General features: G+C 71.8%; 17 protein-coding genes. 5 read left to right on the top strand and 12 right to left on the bottom strand.

Annotation, left to right across the window (positions count from 1 at the left end; translation table 11 throughout):
• Positions 1-19: 19 nt before the first annotated feature.
• From ADK66_RS04270 to ADK66_RS04255, 4 genes are all read right to left on the bottom strand, one after another.
• On the bottom strand, positions 20-2,221 hold the full coding sequence (locus ADK66_RS04270; RefSeq protein ID WP_231639895.1) for a transglycosylase domain-containing protein: 2,202 nt from the start codon (positions 2,219-2,221) through the stop codon (positions 20-22).
• A gap of 184 nt (positions 2,222-2,405) precedes the next feature.
• Positions 2,406-3,173, bottom strand: a complete 768-nt coding sequence (locus ADK66_RS04265; RefSeq protein WP_053652570.1) for a hypothetical protein — start codon at positions 3,171-3,173, stop codon at positions 2,406-2,408.
• Positions 3,174-3,323: 150 nt separating this feature from the next.
• Positions 3,324-4,430, bottom strand: a complete 1,107-nt coding sequence (locus ADK66_RS04260) for an SPFH domain-containing protein (RefSeq protein ID WP_053652569.1) — start codon at positions 4,428-4,430, stop codon at positions 3,324-3,326.
• A gap of 4 nt (positions 4,431-4,434) precedes the next feature.
• Positions 4,435-4,908, bottom strand: coding sequence for an NfeD family protein (locus ADK66_RS04255; protein ID WP_053652568.1), 474 nt, complete (start codon positions 4,906-4,908; stop codon positions 4,435-4,437).
• Between the two features lie 109 nt (positions 4,909-5,017).
• Here ADK66_RS04255 and ADK66_RS04250 point away from each other — a divergent pair, with 109 nt between their 5' ends.
• Complete coding sequence (locus ADK66_RS04250; protein ID WP_053652567.1) at positions 5,018-6,331, top strand: serine hydrolase; 1,314 nt, start codon at positions 5,018-5,020, stop codon at positions 6,329-6,331.
• A gap of 58 nt (positions 6,332-6,389) precedes the next feature.
• Here ADK66_RS04250 and ADK66_RS04245 read toward each other — a convergent pair whose 3' ends face one another.
• Positions 6,390-7,202: a DUF3097 domain-containing protein gene (locus ADK66_RS04245; RefSeq protein ID WP_053652566.1), complete on the bottom strand. Its 813-nt coding sequence runs from the start codon at positions 7,200-7,202 to the stop codon at positions 6,390-6,392.
• Positions 7,203-7,484: 282 nt separating this feature from the next.
• Between ADK66_RS04245 and ADK66_RS04240 the strand changes: the two genes are divergently transcribed.
• Entirely contained in the window at positions 7,485-8,279 is a 795-nt protein-coding gene (locus ADK66_RS04240; protein ID WP_053652565.1) for a hypothetical protein, read from the top strand.
• Positions 8,280-8,457: 178 nt separating this feature from the next.
• On the opposite strand, the gene ADK66_RS04235 is transcribed toward ADK66_RS04240, so the two are convergent.
• The 7 genes from ADK66_RS04235 to ADK66_RS04205 all read right to left on the bottom strand — a co-directional run bounded on the left by ADK66_RS04235 (position 8,458) and on the right by ADK66_RS04205 (position 15,581).
• On the bottom strand, positions 8,458-9,237 hold the full coding sequence (locus ADK66_RS04235; protein ID WP_053652564.1) for an HAD-IIA family hydrolase: 780 nt from the start codon (positions 9,235-9,237) through the stop codon (positions 8,458-8,460).
• Positions 9,238-9,274: 37 nt separating this feature from the next.
• Positions 9,275-10,303: a ferrochelatase gene (locus ADK66_RS04230; protein WP_053652563.1), complete on the bottom strand. Its 1,029-nt coding sequence runs from the start codon at positions 10,301-10,303 to the stop codon at positions 9,275-9,277.
• Between the two features lie 126 nt (positions 10,304-10,429).
• Positions 10,430-11,197 carry an enoyl-ACP reductase FabI gene (gene fabI, locus ADK66_RS04225; RefSeq protein ID WP_053652562.1) on the bottom strand — a complete coding sequence of 256 codons (768 nt, stop codon included), beginning with the start codon at positions 11,195-11,197 and terminating at the stop codon, positions 10,430-10,432.
• 27 nt (positions 11,198-11,224) lie between these two features.
• Positions 11,225-11,929 carry a 3-oxoacyl-ACP reductase FabG gene (gene fabG / locus ADK66_RS04220; protein WP_053652561.1) on the bottom strand — a complete coding sequence of 235 codons (705 nt, stop codon included), beginning with the start codon at positions 11,927-11,929 and terminating at the stop codon, positions 11,225-11,227.
• A gap of 618 nt (positions 11,930-12,547) precedes the next feature.
• A complete protein-coding gene (locus ADK66_RS04215; protein ID WP_053652560.1) occupies positions 12,548-13,498 on the bottom strand; it encodes a VWA domain-containing protein in 951 nt (316 codons plus the stop codon).
• Positions 13,495-14,496 carry a DUF58 domain-containing protein gene (locus ADK66_RS04210; protein WP_082377191.1) on the bottom strand — a complete coding sequence of 334 codons (1,002 nt, stop codon included), beginning with the start codon at positions 14,494-14,496 and terminating at the stop codon, positions 13,495-13,497. The genes ADK66_RS04215 and ADK66_RS04210 overlap by 4 nt, the downstream gene beginning before the upstream one ends.
• Positions 14,475-15,581 (bottom strand): MoxR family ATPase, encoded by a 1,107-nt coding sequence (locus ADK66_RS04205; RefSeq protein ID WP_053652558.1) that lies wholly within the window; start codon positions 15,579-15,581, stop codon positions 14,475-14,477. The genes ADK66_RS04210 and ADK66_RS04205 overlap by 22 nt, the downstream gene beginning before the upstream one ends.
• A 241-nt stretch (positions 15,582-15,822) precedes the next feature.
• Here ADK66_RS04205 and ADK66_RS04200 point away from each other — a divergent pair, with 241 nt between their 5' ends.
• From ADK66_RS04200 to ADK66_RS04190, 3 genes are all read left to right on the top strand, one after another.
• On the top strand, positions 15,823-16,053 hold the full coding sequence (locus ADK66_RS04200) for a hypothetical protein (protein ID WP_053652557.1): 231 nt from the start codon (positions 15,823-15,825) through the stop codon (positions 16,051-16,053).
• A 282-nt stretch (positions 16,054-16,335) separates the two neighbouring features.
• Entirely contained in the window at positions 16,336-16,938 is a 603-nt protein-coding gene (locus ADK66_RS04195) for a PH domain-containing protein (protein ID WP_369814760.1), read from the top strand.
• Positions 16,939-17,200: 262 nt separating this feature from the next.
• Positions 17,201-18,559, top strand: a complete 1,359-nt coding sequence (locus tag ADK66_RS04190) for a PH domain-containing protein (RefSeq protein WP_369814759.1) — start codon at positions 17,201-17,203, stop codon at positions 18,557-18,559.
• Positions 18,560-18,602 lie beyond the last annotated feature (43 nt).

The following is an 18,602-nucleotide window of genomic DNA, read 5'->3' as shown; positions in this document are numbered from 1 at the left end:
GGTCGACAGGGCTTCGCTGTCAGCCCCGACGGTCGAGCCAGCGTTGCAGGGCCGAGCGGGGGTCCTGGCTGGGCTCACGCTCGCGGTCGGGAGTGGCCGGGGCGCGCGGCACCGGGCGGCGAGGCTCGCCGGCCAACTCACGGCTGGGAGCAGTGAACGCCTTCTCCGGCTGACCCTTGACGGCAGTGCCGATGACCCGGGCAACCGCGTCGATCACCCTGGCCTGCACGGCGGACCCCACCGAGTCGGTCGGGTCGTCCGGGTTGGCGGCGATACCGGCGACCGCCACCTGCGGAGTGAAGCCGACGAACGTCTCGGTGGCGTTCTCCTCCGAGCTACCCGTCTTGCCGGCCACCGGCCGACCGTCGAGGATGCGGTTCACGACAGTGGCGGTGCCGCCGTTGCACTGCCCGTACGGCGACTGCTGGCCCACCGGGCAGCGGGCTGCGTCGGTGGCGGCGCGGGCCACGTCGGCGTCCAGTACCCGCTTGCAGGACGGCTCCCCGACCGGCACCTTCGCGCCTGTCGCGTCGGTCACCGAGACCACCGGCACCGGCGTGCAGTAGGTGCCTTCGGCGGCAACGGTGGCGTAGGCGTTCGCCAGGTCCAGCGGGGTGGTGGCGGCAACGCCCAACGTGAACGAACCCCAGTTCGCGGCGTTGTTCTTGGCGAATGCGGCGTCCGACTCGGCACGGAACGTGATGCCGAGGCGCTGCGCCATTTCCACAACCTTGTCCTGGCCGACCTGCTCGGCGAGCCAGACGAAGTAGGTGTTCACCGAACGACCGAAGCCGTCCCACATCATCCGGTAGCCGTCCATCCAGTCCGGGTTGGCGTTGACCGGGCACCAGCGGCCGTCGCAACTGCCCGGCCCCTCGGCCGCGTACCGGGTGGGCAGCCTGGCGGGCGCGTCGAAGCCTGTGGACAGGGTCCGGCCCGACTCCAGCGCCGCGAGCATGGTGAACAGTTTGAACGTCGAACCTGCCTGGTACCCGTCAACGCTGGCCCCACCGGAGATCAACGGGTTGACCGTGTTCGGGTAGTTGGCCTGCCCGTCCGGGTTGTCGGCCAGGCTGTAGTGCCTGTTGACAGCCATCGCCAGTACCTGCCCGGTGCCCGGCTGCACGGCCGCGATCGGCAGGGCGCGCTTGTTGTCGTACCCGTAGACCTTCGTGGCCTGCTGCTGCGCGGTGGCCTGGACCTCCGGGTCCAGGGAGGTGACAACTCTGTAGCCACCCGAGCGCAGGGCCTGCTCGCGTTCCGCGGCCGTGGCGCCGAACGCCGGCTGGGTGAGCCACCACCGGCGCAGGTAGTCACAGAAGAAGCCCCAGTCGTCGTGCCCCTGCGCCACGGCGGTGCAGCCGTTGGGCTGCGCGGTGGGCTTCAAAGTCAGCGGCTCCGCCTTCGCCTGCGTGGCCTGCGCGGCGGTGATCGCCCCGGTGGCGGCCATCGAGTCCAGCACGTATCCCCGGCGGGCCAGCGCCGCGTCCTTGTCACCGTCGATCGGGCTGTACGCGTCCGGGGACTGCACAAGGCCGGCGAGCAGCGACGCCTCGGCGAGCGTCAACCGGGCCGGAGGCTTGCCGAAGTAACGCTGGCTGGCCGCCGCGATCCCGTACGCGCCGGAGCCGAAGTAGGCGATGTTCAGGTACCGGTTCAGGATCTCGTCCTTGCTGAGGCTCTGCTCCAGCGCGCTCGCGTACCGGATCTCCTGGACCTTGCGGCCGATCGTGGGGTCGGTGGCGGCGGCCCGCTCCTCGGCGCTGCGCGTGGGGTCGGTCTTGAGCACGTTACGGACGTACTGCATGGTCAGCGTCGAGCCGCCCTGCTCATTGCCACCGCCCTTGACGTTTGCCACCAACGCCCGGAGCAGACCCCGCACGTCCGCGCCGCCGTGGTCGTAGAACCGCCGGTCCTCCGATGCCACGATCGCCTGGCGCATCACAGGTGCGATGTCCGCAAGCGCGACGTCCGTGCGGTTCACGTCGTAGAACGTCGTGATCAGCGTCTTGCCGTCGTTCGCGTAGAGATACGAACGCTGCGGCGTGGCCGGGGTACGCAGAGCCTCGGGCAGCGCGGCGTACGTGCCGATCGCGGACTGGGCGGCGAACCCGAGCAGCAGGTTGCCCGGCAGGGCGGCCACGGCCAGGACGAGCCCGGCCAGCAAGCCTGCGAGCAGCACTGTGAACAGCCGCGACAGCGGCGAGCGAGAGGCGGCCATGGTCCCCAGGATTGCCACGAAAGCCGCCAACCGACCACCCTCACAACCTAACTGTCAGCAAGTTCACCGCCCCTGACCAGCGCTCGGCCAGTTGATCATGAGGTTGGCGGTGCGCCACGCCGGAACCGAGCACGCCAACCTCATGAGCACCGGGCGGGCGGCAGGCCGCCGGCGGGCGTGGGCGTCAGGGATTGGGGGTGGTTAGGCTGGCGCTTGCGGCGTCGCGGACGGTTTCGCGGGGCATCAGGCGGCCGGAGCGGTAGCCGATGCCAATGCCGGCGACCAGCACGAAGATCGCGCCGAACGTCTGCAGCGAGCCGATCAGAGCGCCGCCCAGGCCCAGCAGCGGTGCCGCGATGATCAGCATGACCCCGTCGCCGAGGCTGAACGAGCCGGAACGGGCCACCGCCCACCCGGTGAGGAACCAGCCCACGCTGTAGAAGGTGGCACCGACCAGTACCAGCGAACGCGCGGTGGTGCCGAAGACCGGCGTCTGCTCGGCCAGCCCGGCGAAGGGCAGCATGAGCACGGTGCCCGCGATGCTGACCATCAGCCCGGCCACCGCCACCCGGCGGCTGCGCGTCGCGGCCAGCAACCCGGTGAGCGCCAGCAGCGCGAGCAGGCCCAGCCAGACCGCCGCGACCCAACCGATGAGGTACGCCGCCTGGCCGTCGGCCGGATACGGATCGTTGCCCACCCCGCCGTCGCTGGCCATCGCGACCACGCCGTAGAGGATGGCGTACGCGGGCAGCAGCCACACCGCGGCCCGCGCGAACCTGCGCAGCGACCAGGCCCAACTGGCGTTTGTCGCCGGCCCGGGCGGGGTCGGTTCGCCGACGAAGGGCAGTACGCCGAAGCCGCCGCCGCTGCGCCGGGAGCCCAGTGGGGCGATCGGGTCGTGCGCGCCGGGTATCGGGGCCGAGGACCACGTTCGGTTCACGGGATCCTTCATGCGTCACCTCGCTCGTCCACGAGCGGTGCGAGACGCGCCGGGGCGCCCCGATCACCTGGTCACCACCCGTCCTAGGACCGATCGTGGCAGGCTACGGAGCGCCCCATGAGTCTTTTTCGTATTTACCCGGCCGGCTGGCCGGTGTACGGATCAGCCGCGCTCGCGCTGGTCCGCCGGGTCCTCCACGAGACTGGTCGGGGACACCGGCTCCGGGGCCGGCAACCCCTTCGGCTTGTTGCCACCGGTGGCCTGAGCCTCGGCGACGCGTACCTCGTCGTGGATCTGCTGGGCGGCGTCTGACGCGGCCTGCGCCGCCTCCGCGGCCTCCCGCTCGACCTGGCTCGCGTGTTCGGCTGCCTCGGGTGCGGGCAGGTCCCCCACCATCTGGCTCAGCCCGCCGAGCGCGCCGCCCATGCCCTCCAGGGCCTTGGTCAGCTCTGCCGGCACGATCCAGACCTTGTTGGCGCTGCCCTGGGCGATCTGTGGGAGTGCCTGCAGGTACTGGTAGGCGAGCACCTTCTGGCTCGGGTTCGCCTGGTGGATGGCGTCGAAGACGGTGCGGATAGCCTTCGCCTGACCCTCGGCCTGCAGGATCCGGGCCTGCCGGTCACCGTCGGCGCGCAGCACCGCCGACTGCTTGTCACCCTCGGCAGTGAGGATCACCGACTGCTTGTGACCCTCGGCGGTGAGGATCGCCGCCCGGCGGTCACGCTCGGCGCGCATCTGCTTCTCCATCGAGTCGCGGATGCTTGCCGGCGGCTCGATCGCCTTGATCTCGACCCGGGTCACCTTGATGCCCCAGCGGCCGGTGGTCTCGTCAAGCACCCCGGAGAGGTGCCTGTTGATCTCGTCGCGGCTGGTAAGCGCCCGCTCCAGGTCCAGCGAGCCGATCACGTTACGCAACGTGGTGACGGTCAACTGCTCGATGGCCTGAAGGAAGCTGGAGATCTCGTAGGTCGCCCGGACCGAGTCGACCACCTTGAAGTAGAGAACCGTGTCGATCGAGACCACGAGGTTGTCCGAGGTGATCACCGGCTGCGGCGGGAAGCTGACCACCTGCTCGCGCATGTCGACCTTCGTGCGCACCGCGTCGACGAACGGCACCAACAGGTTGAGGCCAGGGTTGAGGGTGCGCTTGTACTTGCCGAGCCGTTCCACCACATCCTGGCGCTGCTGCGGAACGATCCGCACCGCCTTCGCCAGCGTAATCACGGCGATCAACGCCACCGCGAGTATCAGCACACCTATAACCGTCATCCGTTTACCCTCTCGCTTCCGGCAGCTCGCCGGCGGACGAAACATCGTCCTGCCACACCAGGGCCGTCGCGCCCCGGACCTTTATCACCCGAACCCGTTGACCGGCTTCGAAAGTCTGCGTCGTGTCGTACGCCCGCGCGGTCCACAACTCCCCGTCGATCTTGACGAGGCCCTGCTCGGCGTCCACCCGTTCCAGCACCAGCGCCGTGGACCCCTCGATCGCCTCCACACCGAACGGCTGCTCACCGCTCTCCAGCGCGGAGCGGCGGTGCCGCCGGACGACCGGCCGGGCCATCACCAGGCTCAACGCCGACACCACAGCGAAGACCAGCGCCTGCACGGAAACCGGCGCGCCAAGAGCCGCGGCGCCGGCAGCGGCGAACGCCCCGACCCCGAACATGATCAGGAAAAGCGTCGTCGTAAAGATCTCGGCGACCGCCAGAACCACACCCAATACGATCCACACCACGGCGTCCACACCACGATCGTGACACGGAAATGCACGAGCAGCCCACCCGTGATGATCAGTAGGCTCGGCGGAGGCAACCGCACGGCCCGTATCCGACCGGTCAAACGAGGAGTTTTCGTTGACGCTGCTGCCCGAGACCGCCCGGCAGATCGACACGCGGGTCGCCCGCGCTCAGGCCGACGGCCACGTCCCGTCACTGGTGCTGGGCGTCGTCCGTGACGGCACGCTGGCGCACCTCGCCACCGCAGGCGAACACCCCCGCCCCGGCGTCGACCTGCAATACCGGCTCGGCTCGATCAGCAAGACCATGACCGCCACGCTTGTCATGCAGCTGCGCGACGCCGGCCGGCTCTCGCTTGACGACCCGCTGGAGCGCCACCTGCCCGGCACCGGCGTCGGCGAACTCACAGTGCGCCAGATGCTCGCGCACGCCAGCGGTCTGCAACGCGAACCCGACGGCGACTGGTGGGAGCGGGCCGCCGGCGTCGACCTGGCCACCCTGCTCGCCGGCCTCACCGCCGACAAGATCGCTCACCCGCCGCACGCCACGTACCACTACTCCAACCTGGCGTACGCGCTGCTCGGCGGAATGCTCGAACGACTCACCGGGACGCCCTGGATCGACCTCCTCGACGAGCGGATCCTCACCCCGCTCGGTATGCGCCGCACCACCTACTCGGCCACCGAACCGTTCGCCCGCGGTTACGTCGTCCACCCCTGGCACGACACGCTGCGCGAGGAACCCCGCACCGACACCGGGGCGATGGCCCCCGCTGGGCAACTCTGGTCGACAATCGAGGACCTGGGCCGCTGGGCCGCGTTCCTCGCCGACCCCGACCCGTCGGTACTGGCCGCCGATACCCTGACCGAGATGTGCTCCCCCGTGGTGATCAGCGACCACACGGCATGGACGCACGGGCACGGTCTCGGCCTCGAACTCCATCGGGAAGACAACCGGGTGTACGTCGGGCACGGCGGCTCCATGCCCGGCTACGTCGCCTCGCTGGCCGTGCACCGACCCAGCCGTACCGCAGTTGTCGGCTTCGCCAACTCGTATGGCTTCCGTACCGGGCACATCGGCGCGCTCGGCCGGCAACTGCTCACCCTCGTGCTGGACGCCGAGCCGGCCCCGGTCACGCCGTGGCAGCCGGCCGAGGCCGCGCCGCCCGCCGACCTCGCCGAGTTGACCAGCCGCTGGTGGTGGATGGGCACCTCCATCGAGGTGTACGCCGACAGCGCGGGCGACCTGCACGCCGGCCCGGTCGGCGCACCCGACCTGCGCTTCGTGGCCGCCGGCCCGGACCGGTGGCGGGGCCGCGCCGGCGAACAGGACGGCGAGATCCTCACCGTCCTGCGCGACGAGCGGGGCCGTGCCGTCGCGCTGGACATCGCGACGTTCGTCTACACCCGCGACCCCGACGACGAGCCCTGAGTCGCGCCTATGTCCCGGCGGCGGCTGGTCGCCCACGTCCCAGCGGCGGCGGTGGTTGTCAGGCCGGCTCGGTGACGAAGTCGATGAGGCGTTCCATCGCGTTGATCAGGGGCGTCTCCACGTCGGCGAAGCTGTTCACCCGGGACAGGATGTGCCGCCACATGTCGGCCGGCTCGGCCACACCGAGGGCAGCGCAGACGCCCTCCTTCCACGGGCGGCCCGGGGGCACCACCGGCCAGGCCGTGATACCCAGCGCCGCCGGCTTGACCGCCTGCCAGACGTCGACGTAGGGGTGCCCGGTCACCAGCACGTACGGCGAGTTGACCCGAGCCACGATCCGGCTCTCCTTGCTGCCGGGCACGAGATGGTCGACGAGCACACCGAGCCGACGGGTCGGCCCCGGGCCGAAGTCGCGCACCTCGGCGTCGAGTTCGTCGATGCCGTCCAGGGGCTCCACGACCACGCCCTCGATCCGCAGGTCGTCGCCCCAGATGCGCTCGACCAGCGCGGCGTCGTGAATGCCCTCCACCCAGATGCGGCTGGCTTTGGCGACCTGGGCGCGGACGTTCGCCACCGCCACCGAGCCGGAAGCGGTCCGTCGACGGGCCGTGGGCACCGGCGCGCGGGTCGGGCGGCGCAGCGTCACCGGGCGACCGTCGAGCAGGAACGCCGCCGGTAGCAGGGGGAAGTTGCGCCGCTTGCCGTGCCGGTCCTCCAGGACGACAGCTCCGGAGTCGAAGCCCACCACCGCTCCGCAGAACCCGGAGTCGGCGTCCTCCACCACGAGATCCGGTTCGGCGTCCACCTCGGGAGTGACCTTCCGCCGCCGCCAGTCCCCCGCCAGCACGTCCTCGCCGTATCGCCCCGCCATGTCGATCACGCTAACGCCGCCAACCCCAACCCCCCACCCCAACACGCCATCACGGTCAAAAGCCCACCGCCCAACCCCGTCGATCATGGAGTTGTGGTGCCCCACGAACCATGGCCAAACATCATCTTTCGGCCACCACAACCCCATGATCGACGCTGGGGGTGGGGTGAGGGCTCATGGGGCAGGGCCGGCGGAGGTGGGCGAACGGGGTAGTTCGGGGCAGGGCGGGCGGTCGGAGCGGCAGCCGAGACAGGGCCGGTCGTGACCACGTACCCTTTCGGCATGTCCACCCCCGCAACGGGCGCGGCCACACTCGCGCCGCGCCGGTCGAGCCGGTTCGTTGCCTGGGTGCGCGCGTGGCGCGCCGGGTTGGTGCCGTTCGACGAGGTCGCCGACGCCATCGCCGGCGACGAGGAGCACCTCGTTGCGGACGCCCCCGGCACCTGGACCGACGTCCCGCTCGGCGCCGCGCTGCCCACCCTGGCCAAGCTCTCCCCGGACGAGATCCGGCTGGTGCTGCCCGCGCCGGGTGACCCCCGCGGCCTGCCCGGTCCTGGGGACTTCGCCGGTGCGGCGCTGGTGACAGGCGAGGCGGTGGTGGCCGGTGGGCTCGGGTTGATCCCCCAGGTCCGCAACCACACTTCGGGCTCGGGTGACTGTTTCGAGACGGTGCTGTGGCGCGTCTACCCGCTGCCCGCAAACGCGCCCGCCGCCTCCCTCGCACTGCCCGGCGCCGCCGAGGCCGAGGCGGAGCTGGCTGCCGCGCTGGCCGAGACCACCGCCGCGCTGACCCGCCTCGACGTCGCCCAGTGGCGGCCCGAACTGGCCGGGGCGCTTGCCGCGCTGCGCCGCCCGGACGGTGCCACCGACCTGCCGCCGGGCTTCGACCCGCGGGCACGCCGGCTGTTCGCCCGCGCCGCGGTGCTCGACCGGGTGCTCGCCCTGGCCGGGCACGCCGCACCCGGCGGCGCGATCAACAACTACGAGGCGCAGCAACGCGATGCGGCGCTGCGACCACTCACCGCGGCCTGCCGGCAGGCCCTCGTCGCCGCCTGCAACGCCCCCCTGCGCCCCTGACCGCTCCGCCGCAATGCGGCACCACCGCGCGACGCCACAGGCATGATCGTGCTCGATCCAGGGAGGGCGTCCACGTAGGAGCGTTACCACTGCATCCTGGTTACCGCGCGATCAGCGGCGGCGACCAGCGGTCGCGATCAACGCAGCGCGGTCAACGACGCGCCACCCAAGCTGACGGTCAGACCTCGTCGAGCAGGTCGGCGACCGAGTTGACGATCCGGGACGGGCGGTACGGGTAGCGCTCCGCCTCGGTGCGGCTGCTGATTCCGGTGAGCACCAGGATGGTCTCCAGGCCGGCCTCCAGGCCACACAGGATGTCGGTGTCCATCCGGTCGCCGATCATCGCGGTGCTCTCCGAGTGCGCGTTGATGGTGTTCAACGCCGACCGCATCATCATCGGGTTGGGCTTGCCGACGAAGTACGGCTCCACCCCCGTCGCCTTGGAGATCATCGCGGCGACGGATCCGGCGGCGGGCAGGGCGCCCTCCACGGACGGGCCAGTCACGTCGGGGTTTGTGCAGATGAACCGCGCCCCGTCGTTGATCAGCCGAACCGCCTTGGTGATCGCCTCGAAGCTGTAGGTGCGGGTCTCGCCGAGCACCACGTAGTCCGGGGCGAAGTCGGTGAGCACGTAGCCGACAGCGTGCAGCGCCGTGGTCAGGCCGGCCTCACCGATGACGTACGCGGTGCCGCCCGGCCGCTGGTCGGCGAGGAACTGGCCGGTGGCCAGGGCGGAGGACCAGATCGCCTCCTCCGGGACGTCCAGCCCCATCCGGCTCAACCGGGCCGTCAGGTCACGCGGCGTGTAGATCGAGTTGTTGGTGAGCACCAGGAACGGCTTGCCCGAGGAGCGCAGCCGGTTGACGAACTCCGGCGCGCCGGGCACCGGCTGGCCCTCGTGCACCAGCACGCCGTCCATGTCGGTCAGCCAGCTCTGCACCGGCTTGCGGTCCTGCATCGATGATTCCCCGGGGTGTCGGTGGGCGGTTGGGTCGTCAGGGGCGGCGGGTCGGCACGCAGCAGACGGTGGGGCAGGTGTCCCACATCGGCAGCTCACCCAGGCGGCGGCGCAGCTGCGCACCGTCCGGGTCGGTGCGCTCGGTGACCAGCTCACGGACCATCGCCACGAAGCGCGGGTCGGTGCCCGGCGTGCCGGCCCGGACGAAGTCCAGGCCGAGCTGCTTGGCGGTCTCCAGCGCCTCGGTGTCCAGGTCCCACACCACCTCCAGGTGGTCGGAGACGAAACCGATCGGGCTGACCACCACGCTTGTCGTGCCGTTCTCGGCGAGGGTGGCGAGGTGGTCGTTGACGTCCGGCTCCAGCCACGGCACCTGCGGCGGGCCGGAGCGGCTCTGCCACACCAGGTCGTACTCCAGGTCGGGGGCGGCGGCCGCCGCGACCAGGCGGGCGACTTCGTGCAGTTGCGCCTCGTACCGGCCGCCGTGCGGGCCGGCGCTTGCCGCCATCGAGGTGGGCACGGAGTGGGCGGTGAACACCAGCCGGGTGGTGTCGCGCCGGGCCGGGTCGAGCTGGGTCAGAGCGGCCCGGACAGCGTCCACGTGCGGCTCGATGAAACCGGGGTGGTCCCAGAACTGGCGCAGCTTCTCGATCACCGGGGCGTCGGGGCCGACGGCGGCCCGGGCGGCGGCGATGTCCTCCTGGTACTGCCGGCAGGACGAGTAGCCGCCGTACGCGCTGGTGACGAAGGCCAGCGCGCGGGTGACGCCGTCGTCGCGCATCTGCGTCACGGTGTCGGCGAGCATCGGGTCCCAGTTGCGGTTGCCCCAGTAGACGGGCAGGTCGACACCGTTCGCGGCGAAGTCGGCGCGGACGGCTGCCAGCAGGTCACGGCACTGCTGGTTGATCGGGGACACCCCGCCGAAGTGTTGGTAGTGCTCGGCGACCTCGGCCAGCCGCTCGGGCGGCACGCCCCGGCCCCGGGTCACGTTCTGCAGGAAGGGCATCACGTCCTCGGGCCGTTCCGGCCCGCCGAAGGACACCAACACCACCGCGTCGTACGACATGGCCCCATTGTTCCTCGCCAGCCGGCACACCATCCGGTCGGGGCGGTGACCACTGGATCGCACCGTGTTAGGAAGGGCCCCTTCCTATGCCTGAGGCGTTAAGAAGGGGCCCTTCCTTACACCAGGTCAGGCGCCGATGGCGTGGTAGCCGCCGTCGACGTGGACGATCTCGCCGGTGGTGGCCGGGAACCAGTCCGACAGCAGCGCGAGGCAGGCCCGGGCGGCCGGCTCCTGGTCGGTGAGGCTCCAGCCCAGCGGCGCCCGCTCGGTCCAGGCGTCCTCGAACTGGTCGAAGCCCGGGATCGACTTCGCGGCGATGGTGCGCAGCGGCCCGGCGGCGACCAGGTTGCTGCGGATGCCCTGCTTGCCCAGGTGCAGCGCCAGGTAGCGGGACGCGGACTCCAGGCCGGCCTTGGCCACGCCCATCCAGTCGTAGACCGGCCACGCCTTCGTGGCGTCGAAGGTCAGGCCGACCACCGCGCCGCCGGGCGACATCAGCGGCAGCGCCGCCATGGCCAGCGACTTGTACGAGAAGGTGGAGACGTGCAGGGCGGTCGCCACGTCCTCCCAGGGCGCGTCGAGAAAACCGCCGCCGAGGCAGCTCTGCGGGGCGAAGCCGATCGAGTGCACCACGCCGTCGAGCCCGTCGACGTGCTCACGGACCCGGTCGGCGAGGCTGGCCAGGTGCTCGGCGTTTGTCACGTCCACCTCGATGACCGGCGCCGGCTCGGGCAGCCGCTTGGCGATCCGCTCGACCAGGGATAGCCGTCCGAAGCCGGTCAGCACGACCTGCGCGCCGTTCTCCTGGGCGAGCTTCGCCACCGAGAAGGCGATCGAAGCGTCGGTGATGACACCGCTGACGAGCAGCCGCTTACCGGCGAGCAGTCCGGACATGCAGGTTTCCTCCGTAATCAAAGGGGGTCAGTGGCCCATACCGAGGCCGCCGTCGACAGGGATCACGGCGCCGGAGACGTACCCGGCGCTGTCGGAGGCCAGCCAGGTCACCACGGCGGCCACCTCGTCCGGGGTGGCCATCCGGCCGGCCGGGATGGACTTGCGGATCTCCGCCTTGCGGTCCTCGGACAGGCCGGCGGTCATGTCCGTGTCGATGAAGCCGGGTGCCACCACGTTCGCGGTGATGTTGCGGCTGCCCAGCTCACGGGTGATCGACCGGGCCACGCCGACCAGGCCGGCCTTGCTCGCGGCGTAGTTGACCTGCCCGGCGCCACCGGAGAGGCCGACCACCGAGGAGATGAAGATCATGCGGCCCCACTTGGCCCGGAGCATCTTGCTGGAGGCCCGCTTGGCGACCCGGTACGAGCCGGTGAGGTTGGTGTCCACCACGCCGGTGAACTGCTCCTCGGTCATCCGCAGCAGCAGCGTGTCGTCGGTGATGCCGGCGTTGGCGACGAGCACCTCGACCGGCCCCAGCTCGGCCTCGACGGCGGTGAACGCGGCGTCGACGGAGGCCGCGTCGGTGACGTCGGCGCGTACGCCGAACAGCCCGTCCGGTGCCTCGCCGCTGCGATGGGTAACCGCAACCCGGTCACCTTGCTTGGCGAAGGCCTGCGCGATGGCCAGGCCGATCCCCCGGTTACCCCCGGTCACCAGCACGGTTCGGGCCACTGTTCCTCCTTGCAAATGGTCAGCACAGACGCGTCGGAGCCTAGGCGCTACCGACAGGTAAGCGCTAACGGGGACACGTCACACCCAGCCCTGCGCGGCGGGTGACCCGCACCGGGTGGTGGAGAGGTCCCGGACCGGTCGGCCGAGTGCGTCCTGTCGACACCTCGGGTGTACGATCATCGACGTTCCGGCCCGCCCGACTTGCAGGAGGTGATCGCTGTGCGAGATAGCGATCCTCCCAGTCGTGGCCGGGCCGATGGTCAGTCCCGCTGAGCCACGACTCAGTCTGGTGAGCTGACCCAGCTCCGCTCCCTCGCCACCCCGGTTGACGCCGGGGTTGGCCGCGCGCCGTCCGATGACCGGACGGTTGCCGGGAGCCGCCCGGTCACGACTTCGCGTGCGCGTCCCCACCCCACTGCGGTCCGCCCTGCCCCGCGGACCGTCCAGCCGCCACCCGGAGTCATCAATGAGCCGCTACGTCGCCCCCCTGGGCTTCACCCTCGCCGCCGTCTGGGTGGCCGTCATCTTCGTCCTGGCCGGCGGCGGCGGCCACTGACCCGGCCGGCCAGCCACCGAGCCCTGCCCGGCGGCGGCCACTGACCACCGCCGGCCCTTCGCTCAGAGCATCCGGGACGACCAGAGCAGGCTGAGCGAGCCGGCGCAGAGCGCCAGGAGCAGCGCCAGTCCGGCGTACCACTGGGTCACCTCGCGTGGCTCGGTGCGGAAGCCGATCGAACTGCCCATGTCCTGGTAGACCTGCTTCAGCTCGCTCACCGACGCCGCCTCGTAGAAGTAGCCCTCGGTGGTCTCGGCAAGCTCCGCCAGCGCGAGCCGGTCCACTGGCACCCGCTGGAGTTGCCCGCCGATGTCGACCTGGCCCGTGTCGGTGCCGAAGGCGATGGTGGACACCGGCACGTTGGCCGCCTGCGCGGCGGCCGCCGCCTCCTCCACCGATCGACCCGAGGTGCGGAACCCGTCGGAGAGCAGCACGATCCGTGCCGGTGGGATGCCCGCCGCACCGTCGGCCGGCACCGACCTGATCGCCTCCAGGCACGTGAACACCGCCTCACCGGTGGCTGTCGCCTCGGCCAGCACCAGCCCGTCGATCGCGGCGGTCACCGCGTCCCGGTCCTTGCCCGGCGGCACCAGCACGTTCGCCGCCTTCGCGAATGACACGAGGCCCAGGTTGTAGCTCTCCGGCAGCTCGCCGACGAACTGCTTGGCCGCCTCCTGCGCGGCCTCCAGCCGGTTCGGCCTCACGTCGTCGGCCTGCATCGACAGCGACACGTCGATGGCCAGCATCACTGTCGCCCGCTCCAGTGGCTCCTTCCGGTCCATCGCCGGGCGGGCCAGCGCGGTGGCGAGCACCAACAGGCAGAGCAGGAACGCCGTCGCCGGGACGTGCCGCCGCCAGCCCAGGCCTTTCGGCGCCACGGTCCGCAGCAGGTCCACGTTCGTGAACCGCATCGCGTAATCCCGGCGGTGCAACTGCCGCCAGACGTAGAACGCGGCGAGGGTGAGCACCGGCAGCACGGCCAGCAGCCACCACGGTTGCAGAAAACGGATCATCGTGTCGTCCCCCGGGTGCGGGCGTGCCGCTGCGCGGCAACGAAACGCACCATGTCCAGCAGCCAGTCTCGGTCGGTACGCAGACGCAGGTGGGCCGCGCCGGCGCCGCGCAGCGCGGCGGCGATCGTGGCGCGCTGGGCGGCGGCAGCCTCGGCGTACCGCTGCCGCAGGCGCGGGTCGGCGGTCTGCACCTCGTGCAGCTCACCGCTTTCCGGATCGACCACCGGCAACACCCCCACGTCGGGCAACTCCAGCTCGCGCGGGTCCACCACCTCGATCGCCAGCACATCGTGCCGCACCCGCAGCTTGCGCATCGGCCGGGCCCACTGCTCGGCCGGCGCGAGGAAGTCCGAGACCACCACGGCCACCCCACGTCGTCGGGGTGGCCGGTTGAGCATCTCGATGAGGGCGCCCAGATCGCCCCGGCCGGGCTGGATCGCGGTGCCGGCCACCGTACGCAGCAGGCCCTGCGCCTCCTTGCGGCCCGAGCGGGCCGGCAGCCGGGTGAGCACCCCCGGCCCGGGCGGCGGTGGGCCGCCGCGCCACCGGCGGGTCGGTGTGAGCGCGCCACCGCCGGTGCCGATCACCGCGCCGATCCGGTTACCGCCGCGCACTGTCAGGTGGGCGATGGCCGCCGCGGCGGCGACCACGACCTCCCGCTTGAGCCACTGCCCGGTGCCGAAGTCCAGGCTTGCCGACAGGTCCAACGCCAGCCAGGTCTCCAACTCCCGGTCGGCGACCGTACGCCGCACGTGCGCCGTCGTGGTCCGGGCCGTGACCGGCCAGTCCATCCGGCGTACGTCGTCGCCGGGGCGGTACTCCCGCGACTCCCCCGCCTCGCTGCCCGGCCCCGGCAGCAGGCCGGCGTAGTCGCCCTGGAGCAGGCCGTCGAGCTTGCGGGTGACGAGCAGTTGGAGGCGGGACAGCACCGCTTCGCTGCGGTCGCCGAGGAGGGCGGGACGAGGGGTGGGTGAGGTCACGGCCGCTGCCCGGGCCAGCCTGCACCCGGCGGCGCGACGGTGGGCGACGGGGTGGCCTGCTGCCGGGGTGCGACCGCCGGGAGCGGGATCGTCGACATGACCCGGTGCACGATGTGGTCGGCCGGTACGTCGTCGGCGAGCGCGTCGTAGCTGAGCACCAGCCGGTGCCGCAGGATGTCCGGGGCGATGTCCTGCACGTCCTGCGGGAGCGCGTAGTCCCGGCCGCGCAGTAGCGCCAGCGCGCGGGTGGCCCGCACCAGGCCGAGCGAGGCGCGCGGGCTGGCCCCGTACTGGATGAGCTGGGCGACGTCCGGCATGCCGTGCTCTGCCGGGGTACGGGTGGCCAGCACCAGCCGGACCGCGTAGTCGACGAGCGCGTTGTGCACGAACACCTGGTCCGCCTTGCGTTGCAGGGCGATCAGGTCGGGTGTGTCGAAGACCGCCGCCGGCTCCGGAGCGGCCACGCCCATCCGGTAGACGATCTCGCGTTCCTCGGCGTCGGTCGGGTAGCCGACCACGATCTTCATGAGGAACCGGTCCCGCTGCGCCTCCGGCAGCGGGTAGACGCCCTCCTGCTCGATCGGGTTCTGGGTGGCCATCACCAGGAACGGCTCGGGCACCCGGTGGCTCTCCCCGCCGATGGACACCTGCCGCTCGCTCATCACCTCCAGCAGCGCCGACTGCACCTTGGCCGGCGCCCTGTTGATCTCGTCGGCGAGCAGGAAGTTGACGAAGACCGGGCCCAACTCGACATCGAACTTCTCACTCGACTGCCGGTAGATCCGGGTGCCCATGATGTCGGCCGGCACCAGGTCCGGTGTGAACTGCACCCGGGCGAACGAGCCGCCGACAACCTTGGCGAGGGTCTCCACGGCCAGGGTCTTTGCCACCCCGGGCACCCCTTCGAGCAGGCAGTGACCCCGGGCGAGCAGCGCCACGAACATCCGCTCCACCATCCGGTCCTGCCCGACGATCACCCGTTTGATCTCGAACAGCGCCTTCTCCAACAGGGTGGCATCCTGCGCGGGCGTCGTCACCGGCGCGGGCGTCTCCGGTGCCGCCCCGTTCGGCGTCGGGGCATCGGGCGTGGTCGGCTGGGCCACCGGTCCTCCACAGCGTTTGTCGGTCGTCGCGGCTGGTGCGGTATCAAGACTCGCACGCCCGGCTGAGTGTGGTGGTGGGGAGAAGCCGATTTTCGCCACGTCGTCCCCGCCAACCGAATCGCCCGTCACGGGTGGACACCGACCCGCCCGTGGTGTGTACCATTCATCCCGTCGCCGGGCGGCTCCCCCCGTGGCCGCCCGGCGCTCAAACTTCCTCTCCGGCCGCCCTAGACTGGCCGTGATGAGCATCCCCTCCCCTGCCGACGAGGCCCTGGTCTGCTCGGCCCGCGGCTGCCGTGCCACAGCCGTCTGGGCCCTGGAGTGGAACAATCCGCGCCTGCACGACGCCGAGCGACGCAAGACCTGGCTCGCGTGCGCCGACCACCGGGGCAGTCTGGGCGACTTCCTGGACGCTCGCGGCTTCCTGCGTACCGTCACTCCGGTGCCCGCATCACCTACCCTCGACATGTGATCAGCGCAGCGAGGAAACGATGAGGCACAGCAGCGTGACGTCGCGCGCCGTCCACGCACGGCGTGGAACGGCAGCGCCGTACGCGCGGAACGGGTCCCGTCGGTGAGCGCGGAGGACCGCGCCGGACCGCCGAACCCCACCTCCCCGTCCTGGCCGCCCACGCCGGCCGCCGCGCCGCCCGGTGTCCCACCGCCGTCCGGCACGTTCCCGGCGCCGGGCACGCTCGGCCCGGAGCCCACCCCGCCCGACGCATCGTCGCCGGCGCCGCTACCGCCGCAAGCGCTGCCTCCCTCCGGGGGGTACGACGCCAGCTCGCGCCCACCCGACCTGCCGCCTCCCGGCCTCCTGCCGCCACCGGGCGCCGACCCGCTGTCCGCCTCCGGCGCGCCCGGCGGACGAGGCCCGTTGGACCCGTGGCCGGACTCCGTCCAGTGGCAGCCGATCTCCACCGACCTGATCTGGGTGGAGCTGATCCGACTGGCGATCGTGGTGGCCGTCGGGCTGGCGGTGACAGCGTTCGGCTGGGCGCTGAGCGGCCATGGGCTGTTCGGGGTCGCCTTCGCCGCCGTACTCGTGTTCGGCGCGTGGCGGGCCACGGCCATCGTCCGCGCGGTCCGGGCCTGGGGGTACGCGGAACGCGACGACGACCTGCTCGTGCGGCACGGCCTGCTGGTCCGACGGCTGTCCATCGTGCCGTACTCCCGGATGCAGTTCGTCGACGTGAGCGCCGGCCCTCTGGAGCGCGCCTTCAACCTGGCCACCGTGCAGTTGCACACGGCCGCCGCCGCGAGCGACGCCCGGGTGCCGGGGCTACGCCCGGCGGAGGCGTCCCGCCTGCGTGACCGGCTCACCGCGCTCGGCGAGGACCGGGCGGAGGGGCTGTGACCGCCCGGCCGGGCACCCGTCGGCGCCGCCGAGGGTCGGCCCGATGAGCGAGAGTCCCACCGAGCCGGGCACCCGCCCGTCCATGCCGTCCGGCGACGCGCCTCCCGCCGGTCCACCGCCCCAGTACCCCGCCGCAGGCCCTTACGGCGCTCCGCCGCCGGGCGCAGGGCCCTACGGCCCGGTGCCGCCGGGCGCAGGACCCTACGGCCCGGTGCCGCCGGGCGCAGGACCCTACGGCCCGCCGCCGGGACCATACGGGGCGATCCCGCCGGGCGCTGTTCAGCCGTGGCCGGGGCCGCCGGGAGACGGCGAACCGCGCCAGCGGCTGCACCCGCTCAGTCCGGTGCTGCACGGCGCCAAGTCGTTGGTCGTGGTGATCGCCGGGCTGTCCTGGTCGACGCTGTCCCGGGTCGGCTTCGGCTGGTTCGCCGCGATGGTGGTGGTGCTGGCGCTCGGCGCGACAGTGCTGTCGGTGGTCAGTTGGTACAACACCGGCTACCACGTGGTGGGCCGCGAGCTGCGCGTGTACGAGGGGCTGCTCTGGCGGCGTACCCGGGCCATCCCGCTGGAACGGTTGCAGGCAGTGGAGGTGGTCCGGCCGCTGCTCGCCCAGCTCACCGGCCTGGCCGAACTGCGTCTGGAGGTGGTCGGCGGGGGCAAGACCGAGGCCCCGCTGGCGTACCTCGGGGTGGCCGACGCGGCCCGGCTGCGCGAGCGGCTGTTGGCGCTGGCCGGACGGACGGCGCCGGCCGCGCCGGGCGTCACGGTGCCGACGGCCGTCGGTGGTGCGCCACCGCAGGCGCCCGCGCCGGGCCGGCCACTGCACGCGGTACGCAACAGCAACCTGCTGATCAGCCAGCTGCTCACCCCGCAGGCGTTCCTGCTTCCGTTCGGCCTGGCGTTCGTCGTGGTGCAGTTCGTCACCGCCGAATCGTGGTCGTTCATCGCGGTGGCGAGCACGCTCACCGCGATGGCAGGTGTGCTGCTGCAACCGATCCGCCGGGTCCTCGACGACTGGAACTTCCGGCTGGCCCGCGACGACGGCACACTGCGGGTGCACAACGGGCTGCTGGAGACGCGGGCGCAGACCGTACCGCTGCACCGGGTGCAGACCGTGCGGGCCACCTGGCCGCTGCTCTGGCGGGTCAAGGGTTGGCTGCGGCTGCGCCTTGAGGTGGCCGGCTACTCCGTCGGCGAGGCCGACGACCGCAACCGTCCCGACCGGCTGCTGCCGGTCGGTGACCTGCCGACAGCGACGATGATCGTCGCCGAGGTCCTACCGGGTGTACGCCTCGACGCGCTGACGCTGCACCGCCCACCGTCCCGGGCGCGCTGGCTGCACCCGCTGGGCCGGGGCGCCCTCGGCACGGCTCTGTTCGACAAGGTCTTCGCCACCCGGTCCGGGCTGCTCACCAGGCAGTTGGCGATCGTGCCGTATGCCCGGATCCAGAGCGTCCGGGTCGTGCAGGGGCCGGTGCAGCGCCTGCTGCGGTTGGCGACCGTACACGCGGACACGGCGGGCGGATCGGGAGCGGCAGCCGAGGACCGGGACCTGGCCGAGGCGTGGATCCTGGCAGCCGAACTGACCACCCGAGCACAGTCCGCCCGCCGCGTCGCCTGATCCACCACCGAACGACGACGCCCCTGATCACCCCAGGGGTGGT

Origin of the sequence: Micromonospora sp. NRRL B-16802, assembly GCF_001279555.1 — a bacterium.
Classification (GTDB): Bacteria; Actinomycetota; Actinomycetes; order Mycobacteriales; family Micromonosporaceae; genus Micromonospora; species Micromonospora profundi.
Note: the sequence above shows the minus strand (reverse complement) of the source record. Positions and strands in the feature narration are given on the sequence as shown.

Bases quoted from the DNA above. Each gene is read 5' to 3' on its own strand.
- ADK66_RS04270 (WP_231639895.1), bottom strand. From the start codon at position 2,221: ATGGCCGCCTCTCGCTCGCCGCTGTCGCGGCTGTTCACAGTGCTGCTC.
- ADK66_RS04265 (WP_053652570.1), bottom strand. From the start codon at position 3,173: ATGAAGGATCCCGTGAACCGAACGTGGTCCTCGGCCCCGATACCCGGC.
- ADK66_RS04260 (WP_053652569.1), bottom strand. From the start codon at position 4,430: ATGACGGTTATAGGTGTGCTGATACTCGCGGTGGCGTTGATCGCCGTG.
- ADK66_RS04245 (WP_053652566.1), bottom strand. From the start codon at position 7,202: ATGGCGGGGCGATACGGCGAGGACGTGCTGGCGGGGGACTGGCGGCGG.
- ADK66_RS04240 (WP_053652565.1), top strand. From the start codon at position 7,485: ATGTCCACCCCCGCAACGGGCGCGGCCACACTCGCGCCGCGCCGGTCG.
- ADK66_RS04235 (WP_053652564.1), bottom strand. From the start codon at position 9,237: ATGCAGGACCGCAAGCCGGTGCAGAGCTGGCTGACCGACATGGACGGC.
- ADK66_RS04230 (WP_053652563.1), bottom strand. From the start codon at position 10,303: ATGTCGTACGACGCGGTGGTGTTGGTGTCCTTCGGCGGGCCGGAACGG.
- fabI (WP_053652562.1), bottom strand. From the start codon at position 11,197: ATGTCCGGACTGCTCGCCGGTAAGCGGCTGCTCGTCAGCGGTGTCATC.
- ADK66_RS04215 (WP_053652560.1), bottom strand. From the start codon at position 13,498: ATGATCCGTTTTCTGCAACCGTGGTGGCTGCTGGCCGTGCTGCCGGTG.
- ADK66_RS04200 (WP_053652557.1), top strand. From the start codon at position 15,823: ATGAGCATCCCCTCCCCTGCCGACGAGGCCCTGGTCTGCTCGGCCCGC.